Genomic DNA, 9,847 nt, shown 5'->3' with positions numbered 1-9,847 from the left:
AGTTAGGAGTTGGGATTCAATCAACTCTCAGCAAAACTTTTCATTATATCATAAAATTATTTTGCAAGAGGTCTATTGAATTTAAAGCGGTTGGCGACGAACTACAGCACTTCCGGCTGCTATGAGGTACGCAGACAGTATCGAAAGTTAGGACAGGAAAGGGATACGAGTAAAACTGTGCTTCATAATAGCCGGAAGTGCTGTATATGTTAAGTGGGTTGATTTAGAGCCAAATATTGACGGTTATAATGGATACTATGCAATTTTTCACAAAGGAGTCCAGCAGTTTGCCGTAAAAGCTGCTGAATCGCAGTCGCCAGATGTTGTGTTGGCTAAACTCGAAACGCTTAAATTAAGGCGCGCTCGTTTAGGAGTTTAACGATTCTTATGGAACTAACAAAATATAGTTGGTGGGGTGAACCTAACGAACCGCCACCGCACCTGAAAACTAAAAAGCAACTGGGTGAACTTGGTTTATCGCCTCTGAAACCTTCAGGCGTTATCCCAACCCGGAAATACGATGTGTTGCTCTACGATATCAACAATCCTGCATCCTGCCGACCCAAAAGAAAGCCATCTCCCAAACAATTGGAAATTCTTGCCGCCAACCGTCTCAAAGCTAAAATCAAGCGGGATTATCAAGAGTGGTATCGAGAAGTAGGTTTCATAGAAAAAGATAGAGTGAATGCTGTTCTTTGGGCAAGAGAACAATTAAGCCAGAAAGATTGGGTGATTCTGGATACTGAAACAACGGGGCTATACGATGCTGAGATTGTAGAGATAGCAATTATCGATCGTCTCGGTGAAATGTTGCTAGATGCGCTCATAAAGCCCTCAATTCCGATACCCGCAGAAGCAGCAGATCTTCACGGCATTAGCGATGCAATAGTAGCCGATGCTCCGAGTTTCCCCGAAGTCTATCCCCGCATTGTTGAAGTCCTTAAAGATAAACGAGTATTTCCTGTGTTTCTAACTGTATTTGTTTTATACAGTTAGGAGGAAGCCGTCCTATAAGGACGGGGCTTTAGATCCAATTTTCCCGTAAGATTGTAAATGCCGTCTGGTCGCCCCTATTTTATATTGTTAAATGAATCGCACGATTCCCGAACAAGAATCCCTCACCGTCGAGTTTAAGAGCGATCGCACTCGCCTGCCAGACAAAGACCTGATTGAAACCGTCGTCTGCCTTGCCAATACAGACGGAGGCTCCATTTACCTCGGCGTTGAAGATGACGGTCAAATAACAGGTTTGCACCCCCAACACCAAAACCTATCCACCAAAGCCGCCACGATTGGCAACCGCACCAACCCCCCAGTCAGCGTGCGCGTTACAGCGTTGCTAGAAGCAGGTCAAACCATTGCCTGCATAGAAGTCCCCAAATCACCCCGCATCGTCGCCACGTCTGACGGACTCCTGCAACGCCGCCGCCTGCAAGTAGACGGAACACCCCAATGCGTCCCCTTTTATCCCTACGAATTTGCCACTCGCCAGTCAGACTTAGGCGTTCTCGATTACTCCTCATTACCCGTCACCGGATCGTCTGTCACCGACTTTGACCCCCTGGAACGCGAACGCCTGCGACAATTAATAGAGCGATATGGTGGCGATCGCACTCTGCTATCCTTAACTGATGAAGAACTAGACAGCGCTTTAGGTTTCGTGCGTTCTACGGATGGAATTCGCTTCCCCACCGTCACCGGACTGCTGATTTTAGGACGAGAAAGCGCCCTCCACGAACACTTACCCACCCACGAAGTCGCCTTTCAAGTCAAGGAAGGCACCCAAGTGCGAGTCAATGATTTTTACCGCACCCCCCTACTAAAACTGTTTGAGCGAGTCATGGAACAGTTCGAGGTGCGTGTCGAAGAAGATGAAGTGCAAATCGGTTTATTTCGCGTCCCCGTTCCCAACTACGATCGCCGCGCCTTTCGCGAAGCCTCAGTCAATGCCCTCATCCACCGAGATTACACTAAATTGGGAGCCGTTCACATCCGCTGGGAAGATTACGGAATTACCATCAGCAACCCAGGGGGTTTTGTTGAAGGTGTCAGTTTGGATAACTTGCTAGTCGTAGAACCCCGACCGAGAAACCCCTTTCTAGCCGATGCCATTAAACGCATCGGACTCGCCGAACGAACTGGGCGCGGTGTAGATTTAATCTATCAGGGGTTATTGCGCTACGGAAGATCCGCCCCTGATTATCGAAGCACAAACTCTCATTCAGTTGCCGTCAGACTGCCAGAGGGGGAAGCCGACTTAGGACTGTTGCGCGTAGTGATTGAAGAGGAAAATCGCAGTCATTGCCCACTCCCCGTTGACTCTTTAATCGCTTTAGGACAATTGCGACAAGAGAGGCGGTTAGACACGGCTACTCTCGCCCGTGCCATTCAACGAGATGAAGCGATCGCCCGCAGCGTGTTAGAACGATTAGTAGAAGCTGGTTTGGTAGAAGCGCGTGGCGTCAAAAAAGGACGCACCTACACCCTTAGCCCCTTAGTTTACCGAGAACTGGGACAATCCGCTGATTACGTTCGGCAAGCTGGCTTTGAACCCATTCAGCAAGAGCAAATGGTGCTTCAATATGTAAGGACTCACGGCAGAATTACCAGAAAAGAAGCTGTGGAACTCGTGGAGTATCAGCGAAGACCAAGCTAGTCGCCTGCTGCGGAAGTTGACTGATGCCAACCAGTTGAAATTAGAGGGTCAAGGCCGCGCGTCATATTATGTTGTTTTCTCGCTATAAAACACGCGATGCGCCTTTTAAACACGCGCCGCGCCTTTTAAACACGCGCCACGCCTTACTATGACATGAGTTTAGTCAAAAAAATCCTCTTCAAAAACAAGCGATTACCGTTCCCACGCGCGACACAAGCCAGAACTGCTCAAATTGCGGGCATAACGTGGCAAAAACATTGAGTACCAGAACTCATAAATGTTCTCACTGTGGATACGTAGCAGACAGGGATGAAAACGCGGCGATTAACATTTTGCGTAAAGCAACTACGGTCGGGCAGACCGGAAGTAACGCTTGACTGAGTTGGAACCTCTCGGTGGCTACCCCTCTACGCTACTTGGGGTAACTCTGGTATGGTAAGGACTGCGCTCACTTGCTAATTTTAGTAAGTGAGCTTTTAGTCATTTTATAAAATTAGCTTTATTGTGAAAATTTATAGACTAAAATAATAAAATTAGCTTTTTAGTAATTTAGATATTGACTAATTTCGTCTTTTAGAGGACGATATATATAGAAAACCCCATCCCATGTCCCTAAAGCCATGATCGCAGTCGCCATCGCGTCCCTGTCCGGGGGGCAGGGCAAGACAACCGCATCTCTATTCCTGAGCCGCCTCCTAGCCAGCCGGGGCTATCCCACACTGGCTATCGACGCCGACCCCCAACACAACCTGACCACCTACCTGGGGCTAGAACTGCAACCCAACCAGCCCACCTTGCTGGAAGTTCTCAAAAAATCCGTGCCCATCGAAGACGGCATCTATCCAGTCGAAGGTAGCGACAACTTGTTTCTAATTCCCTCCGACGACGGCCTTGACGCCGCCGCCGACTACCTATCCAGCAGCGGCGTCGGCGCTACCCTGTTGCTGCGCCGCCTCGAACCAGTTGCCGAAGCCTTTAAATTTTGTATCATTGACGCACCCCCGCAGCGCTCGCAGATTTGCCTAACCGCAATCGGTGCCGCCGACACCGTAATCGTACCCGCCGAAGCCTCCGTCAAAGGCTACGGTTCCCTAGTGCGGACACTCGACTTGCTCAACTCCATGAGAGATGTCAAAGCAACCAACGCTACCGTACTAGGAGTGCTGCCCTTCCGCGACCGCTGGATTGGCAACACTCAAACCCTAGAGAGCCGCCTAGCCGTAGAAGGAATGAAAGACGAAGTTGAAAACGAATTAATTCTCCCTTCAATCCGAGAATCCGAACAGTACAAAAAAGCCATTAACAAACGCCAAACTCTCAGCGAATTAGGACATCCAGACTTAGAATATCCCTTTGAAATACTGCTCGCCAAAATCGAGTCTCTTTTACAACAAAAAGTACAATGAGTGACAGCATCCTCGACCAAATTCGCTCCAACCGCAAGCGAACAGTTGTTCCAAGCCGAGAAGATACTTTAATCGCCCCCAAACAGGAGAGCGAACAAATTACCCAACAGTCAACTCCGGCGAACGAAACTTCAAAAGAAACCACGGCTGACAATTCAACCTTAGAGGAATTAAAAGCCGAACTCGCGAAAATTCCGCCAACTCGCCGCCATTCTGCTGTTGTTTTAGATGCCGAAATAGATGCTAATTTGACGAGATTTTGCAAAGAAAAAGGAGTGACTGTAGAAGTATTTTTAGAAGCTGCATGGCTGCAAGCAGTAGCTTCATCTGAGCTGATGGAAAAAATCTTGCTAGAAGCTAAGTGCCGCTACGATTCAAGAAAACTTGCTGGAAAGCTGAGGCGGCTGATTACAATGCTATCCGGGCGCTGATAGGGAGTAAATCTTAATCGCTGATTCTCTGGACTACTTAGGACTTTTAGGGAGTAACTGCTTCGCGTGACGAGCTCCATCGGTTGTGTTACCATCAAAACTAATCAAACATTAAAAGAACGAATTTTTGATGGTGAGTGTTGCCCCTATTCCTGGGATGGTTGCATTAGTAGGTAGGCGGGATTAAACCGAATAATGTAACAGTATGTAAATAGGCTTAAGTCAGCCAGTAGAGAGCATTTGGACACTTTACATCGTTTACATAGTTGCGTTTTAAAGCGCCGACTTACTTAAGTCCTAAATAAATTGCCACAGCAATTTCCAGGTTTATGGAGTACGGTTGCAAGGGTTTGTCAACTATTTTGGTAAGTGTTTGGGATTAAGGTGTACTCTATTTGCCTGGAATCTGCTGTATAAGTTTCATCCAAACCTCACGGGATGCGTGAAACTCAGACACAAAGAGTGCTGAGAGGGAAGCGACTCGGAGGATTTTAATCCCCGTTGTATTTTCAGGATATAGCAGTCCTAGATGTCTGTCTTATCCACTTTGTATCAATCTTATGTAGCTCTCTCAAGCGCCCTAAAATTCCAAATGCTGCACGGCCCGCCGCTTAGTTTCCTCCCCGCGCCTGTCATATTTTGCCGTAGTTACCGGAGAAGCATGACCCGCCAACTTTTGCACCGTCACAATATCCACCCCAGCATCGAGGAGGTCCGAGCAAAACGTGCGCCGGAAATCGTGGGGACTAAAAGACTCCACCCCAGCGAGAAACGCCCGCCGCTGCACAATCTTCAACACACCATCCTCCGTCATCCGCCGGCGCTGAATTTCTCCCCCCTTCCGAATCGGGTACAACAGAGGCCCAGTCGCCTCTCCCCTCAACTCCAGCCACTGGGACACTAAAACGCAAGCAGACTCCGGGAGGTAAACCGTCCTGTCTTTCTTGCCCTTACCCTCCCGGACGAACAGCGCTCCCGTAGATAGGTTGAAATCTCGCTTCAAGAGATTGACCGCTTCAGAGCGACGGATGCCGCCCCCTCGCAAGATAGCAATCAGCGCCTTGTCCCTAACATCAATAGGAGTCTTACCAGAGCAACTTTCCATCAATGCAGCAATCTCACAGAGCGTTAGCGCCCGCCCCCTAACTTTTCCCGATTGCTTGATACTCCTGACATCCACCGCTTTACTGTAATCTATGGGGTCGATTAAATCCAACCGCAGAGCTTCCTTCAACACCCGCCGCAGGGCGCACAGCATTTGGTTCACAGTCGCCGGAGCGTACTTTTTCTCCATAGCCGAGCGCAGAGCCGCCGTATGTCTGTAGCGCAATGCCGCCCAATTCAAAGTCATTGCGTCACATTTCCCACCTGTCAGCATTCGGGCCATGATATTGAGTCCTTCTCTCATGGTTGCCTTTGACCGCTCGCTCCCCAAACTGTCGATGTACACGGAGGCCGGGTGCTGAGTCAGGGGGACCGGTGCCTGCAACTTCAATGTTTCCGGCTGTTGCTCTCCAAGTAAGTTGAGCATTTACTCTTTCAAAGTGCAATTATAAATACTAAATTTTACGCCTTTAACGGTTCACGCGATCGATTTGGCTCTTCCCTCCTGAACCCTCGCCGTCCGGGGACGAGCCCGTGTGTTCGCTCCTGTTCTACGAAGAAGAACACCTTTATGCAGCTTTAGCCTGTTTTTTTGGGCTAGTTGCTGTGAATGACCTGATCTTGCTGGTGGGTGGGAGAGTTATGCCAAGTGGGGGGAATTTTTGGGGAGTGCGATCGCCAATGGCTGTAATGATATGATGGCGGAATGGCAATCAATACTGCTCGGTTAAGCAATTTCGTGGATATGATATGTCCGCTAAAGATATCTTTCACAATGCTGTTCGTTCAGCTTTAGAAAAAGAGGGATGGATCATCACTCACGATCCTCTTTTTATCAAGGTAGAGGAACTTGATTTTTTTATCGACTTAGCAGGGGAGAAAATTTTAGCAGCAGAGAAAGATGGCTTCAAGATTGCTGTAGAGATTAAATCTTTTATCGGTGCATCTGATTTAGCCAGCTTTTATATAGCTTTGGGTCAATTTCTCAGCTATCGTTCTGCCCTGAGAAAAAAGCAACCAAACAGAATTTTGTACTTAGCAATAAACCAAGATGTGTATAATGATTTTTTCAGCAATCGTTTTATTCAAGAATTAATCGCTGAGCATCAGCTCAAATTACTCATTTTTGATGCTATTCAAGAGGGGATACTTTTATGGAAAGAGTAAACTACAGAGAATTAATCCAAACAATTCTGTCTCAACACTCAAGGAATGACTTGGATACTGAAACAGAAGTTCAATTACTTTTTGATACCGAACGGGAACATTATCATGTGGTTCATTTGGGCTGGGACGAGCAAAAACGGGTTTACGGCTGTGTGATTCACGTCGATATAAAAGATGGTAAATTTTGGATTCAGAGGGATAGAACGGAAGCAGGAATAGCGAATGAGTTAGTAGCCGCCGGAGTTCCCAAGGAAGATATTGTTTTAGCTTTTAAAGCCCCTTACGTGCGTCAATTTACTGAGTTTGCAGTGGGGTAATTGGGATACGGAGGATTTACATTTTCATCAAAAATAAAGTATTTAGTTTGGTCACGCGATTGGAACTTACGCTTATAGAACCCATTTGAGATCTATTGCTGTAAGCGTAAGCCCTGTGCGATATCGATTTTGGCTCTTTTGCCACCATTGCCCCATGATTTCTCATCTTGTGGCTATTGAATTATGTGAGACGACTTGTTTGTCTGCCTTATTTTTTAAGAAAAGATGTCAAATGGGTTCTATATTAAAAACGTCAACTGCTGTGCGGTGCCACGATCGACAAAGCGCTGTTCACCAATGCCGACGAGTTCCACGATAGTTTCACGCCCTGCAGGTAAAAAGCTACCCTCTCGCGATCCAATCTCAACAATAATTTGTTGCCCTTCGGAACGAACTTGATAAGTTGTCGTGCAAAAGGCACCTGTTTTGTACTCAAAAGTATGACCATCATCCTCATAAAGAGTAAACTGACCTGTGCCTCTCCAGATACGAAGCGTCAGAGCGTCTAGGGGGCGTTCATCTACGTATTGCATTACTGGTGCCATCGGAATAATCGAGCCTGCACGGACATATAATGGCATCCGCTCCAGTGGTGCGTGGGCTAGGATAGCGATCGGCCCTTCAAAAACCTCGTCACTCCACCAGTCGTACCAGCGACCTTCCGGCAAATAAACGGCACGGTGTTCGACACCTGGACGGTAAATCGGTGCTGCTAGTAACGAAGGGCCAAGCATTATCTGATCCGCGATAGTGAAGGTCTTCGGGTCATTGGGAAAATGATAGAGCAAGGGGCGCAAAATTGGCGCTCCAGTAGTTGCCGCTTCCCAGAAGAGGGTGTATGTGTAGGGCAGCAATTGGTAACGGAGTTCGATGTATTCGCGACAAATTTTTTCAACCTGGTCACCAAATGCCCAAGGTTCGTGCTGTGCTGTAGTTAGCGCCGAGTGACCCCGCATGAACGGGTAAAGCATTCCTAACTGCATCCAACGAGCAAATAATTCCGCCGTCGCATTACCCGCAAACCCTCCAATATCCGTACCCACAAAAGCGACGCCCGATAAACCCAGGTTACAAAGCATCGGGATGGACATCTCCATGTGTTCCCACAAAGATTGATTATCTCCCGTCCATACGGCTGACCAACGTTGAATGCCAGCATATCCGGCGCGGGTTAGGAAGAAAGCACGCTCTCCCGGACGTGACTTTTCCATCCCTTGATAAGATGCCTGTGCCATCATTAACCCGTAGAGGTTGTGAGTTTCCGCATGGTTTGTTTTCTCATCCGCTGGACCCTGTGGGGCGTCAAGGGGAAACGTTATCTTGTTACCGGGGTCGCCGAACGGTCGGTCATCAAGTGCAGGTTCGTTCATATCGTTCCAGATACCAGCAACACCGATGTCGGTTAGGCTTTTTTGTAAATTTCCCCACCAGTCCCTGACTTCAGGGCGCATGAAGTCGGGAAAAACGGCTTTATCAGGCCAAACGTAGCCGTGAAACAGTTGACCGTTAGTTTTGCGGATAAAATAGTCGTTCTTAAGTCCCTCGTCAAAGACTTGATAATCGGCTTCTGGGTCGTACTTCACCCCAGGTTCAGAAATTGGCACCACCTTAAAGCCATTCTGCTTGAGGTCGTCTACCAATTCTTTCGGGTTAGCGAACCGCTTGGGACTCCAGGTAAAAATCCGGTACCCATTCATGTAGTCGATATCGAAGTGGATGACATCGCAGGGAATGCGGCGAGCCCGAAATTCACGAGTTAATTTGCGGATTATATCTTGTGACTCGTAACTCCAGCGACACTGGTGATACCCAAGCGACCATCGAGGCGGCATAGGCATCCGTCCGGTTAGCTGGGTGTAAGTATCGAGAATTTTTGCGGGTTCGGGGCCGTAAATAATGTAATAATCCAGTTCGCTAGCTTGCGTTTCCATCCGCCAGACTCCAGGTTGCTCTGCACCTAGATCGAATCGACTCCAAAATGTGGTGTTGAAGAAAACTCCATACCCCACTCCCGGACGCAACGCCATAAAAAAGGGAATCGCGTGATACATACTGTCTGTAAGAATGCCGAAATCAATGGCATCACTTGTCCAATTAGTTCTCACTTTAGACAGTTGGTCGAGTAAACCAGTGGGTTCGCCGAAGCCATAGAAATGTTCGTCAGCTTCAATTTGTTTCCACCCACCAGTAGCGCCAGTCCGCCACCCCATCGCCTGGTCTGTATCCTGAGCAAAGGGTTGTCCGGATTTGTCGAAGCATTGGATACGACAAGGATTCTGGTTAACAAGAACGCGAAGCTGTTCAGTCTGAATTTCTACTGCATCTACGGTTTCTCGCACCTCAAACGGCACAGTAGGCCATTCTTCATCTGCTTGTGTGACTGCCCATGACCGATGAGGCAGGAATTGACCAGTTGGCGTCATCCGTACCCGAATTAAGTTTGGTGCAAGCACGCTAATAGCAAGGCAGGGGTCGCCGCATTTGAAAAGGATACGGCGCTGATTCTGTTGTATTGATTGTACTGCTCCCAGGATTGACCAAGGCTGCTCGCTGGTATGCAGTTGCCCGAAGTATTGCGGCATAATCCCTGATTAAAAGATAATTGTTTCTCCAATTGAGATTTACATAAACTACTGGTAAAAAGCTTGTATCTTTAGGCATAGCAAAGATTTAAATTTAACTTTGGTAATACAATACTCCGGACAGTTTTTAAAGAGGGATACGATCGCTTTTGCAGCAGAGAAGTGAAAAAAGTGAGTGCAATCT

The 9,847-nt window shown here is 47.8% G+C and carries 9 protein-coding genes and 1 pseudogene; 8 read left to right on the top strand and 2 right to left on the bottom strand.

Features of this window, described 5'->3' with window-relative positions; genetic code table 11:
- Nucleotides 1-387: 387 nt before the first annotated feature.
- The 5 genes and pseudogenes from QUA54_RS32955 to QUA54_RS32935 all read left to right on the top strand — a co-directional run bounded on the left by QUA54_RS32955 (nucleotide 388) and on the right by QUA54_RS32935 (nucleotide 4,493).
- A complete protein-coding gene (locus QUA54_RS32955; protein WP_333419079.1) occupies nucleotides 388-996 on the top strand; it encodes a 3'-5' exonuclease in 609 nt (202 codons plus the stop codon).
- Between the two features lie 91 nt (nucleotides 997-1,087).
- A complete protein-coding gene (locus tag QUA54_RS32950) occupies nucleotides 1,088-2,656 on the top strand; it encodes an RNA-binding domain-containing protein (RefSeq protein WP_333419077.1) in 1,569 nt (522 codons plus the stop codon).
- A 206-nt stretch (nucleotides 2,657-2,862) separates the two neighbouring features.
- A pseudogene (locus QUA54_RS32945) lies at nucleotides 2,863-3,033 on the top strand (zinc ribbon domain-containing protein); the annotation flags it as partial.
- 243 nt (nucleotides 3,034-3,276) lie between these two features.
- Nucleotides 3,277-4,062: a ParA family protein gene (locus QUA54_RS32940; protein ID WP_106331468.1), complete on the top strand. Its 786-nt coding sequence runs from the start codon at nucleotides 3,277-3,279 to the stop codon at nucleotides 4,060-4,062.
- Nucleotides 4,059-4,493, top strand: coding sequence for a hypothetical protein (locus tag QUA54_RS32935; protein ID WP_333419075.1), 435 nt, complete (start codon nucleotides 4,059-4,061; stop codon nucleotides 4,491-4,493). Before QUA54_RS32940 ends, QUA54_RS32935 begins: the two co-directional genes overlap by 4 nt.
- 580 nt (nucleotides 4,494-5,073) lie before the next feature.
- Here QUA54_RS32935 and QUA54_RS32930 read toward each other — a convergent pair.
- Nucleotides 5,074-6,024: a tyrosine-type recombinase/integrase gene (locus QUA54_RS32930; RefSeq protein ID WP_333419073.1), complete on the bottom strand. Its 951-nt coding sequence runs from the start codon at nucleotides 6,022-6,024 to the stop codon at nucleotides 5,074-5,076.
- Nucleotides 6,025-6,131: 107 nt separating this feature from the next.
- Here QUA54_RS32930 and QUA54_RS32925 point away from each other — a divergent pair, with 107 nt between their 5' ends.
- Genes QUA54_RS32925 through QUA54_RS32915 form a run of 3 tightly spaced genes read left to right on the top strand, consistent with a single transcriptional unit; the run spans nucleotide 6,132 to nucleotide 7,081 of the window.
- Nucleotides 6,132-6,296: a hypothetical protein gene (locus QUA54_RS32925; RefSeq protein WP_333419071.1), complete on the top strand. Its 165-nt coding sequence runs from the start codon at nucleotides 6,132-6,134 to the stop codon at nucleotides 6,294-6,296.
- A 51-nt stretch (nucleotides 6,297-6,347) separates the two neighbouring features.
- Entirely contained in the window at nucleotides 6,348-6,764 is a 417-nt protein-coding gene (locus QUA54_RS32920; RefSeq protein WP_106332495.1) for a XisH family protein, read from the top strand.
- Nucleotides 6,752-7,081 carry a XisI protein gene (locus QUA54_RS32915; protein WP_106332496.1) on the top strand — a complete coding sequence of 110 codons (330 nt, stop codon included), beginning with the start codon at nucleotides 6,752-6,754 and terminating at the stop codon, nucleotides 7,079-7,081. The genes QUA54_RS32920 and QUA54_RS32915 overlap by 13 nt, the downstream gene beginning before the upstream one ends.
- Before the next feature lie 239 nt (nucleotides 7,082-7,320).
- On the opposite strand, the gene QUA54_RS32910 is transcribed toward QUA54_RS32915, so the two are convergent.
- Nucleotides 7,321-9,663, bottom strand: coding sequence for a glycoside hydrolase family 31 protein (locus tag QUA54_RS32910; RefSeq protein ID WP_333419069.1), 2,343 nt, complete (start codon nucleotides 9,661-9,663; stop codon nucleotides 7,321-7,323).
- Nucleotides 9,664-9,847 lie beyond the last annotated feature (184 nt).

Source organism: Microcoleus sp. MOSTC5 (assembly GCF_036701825.1).
GTDB classification, from domain to species: domain Bacteria; phylum Cyanobacteriota; class Cyanobacteriia; order Cyanobacteriales; family Microcoleaceae; genus Microcoleus; species Microcoleus asticus.
Note: the sequence above shows the minus strand (reverse complement) of the source record. Positions and strands in the feature narration are given on the sequence as shown.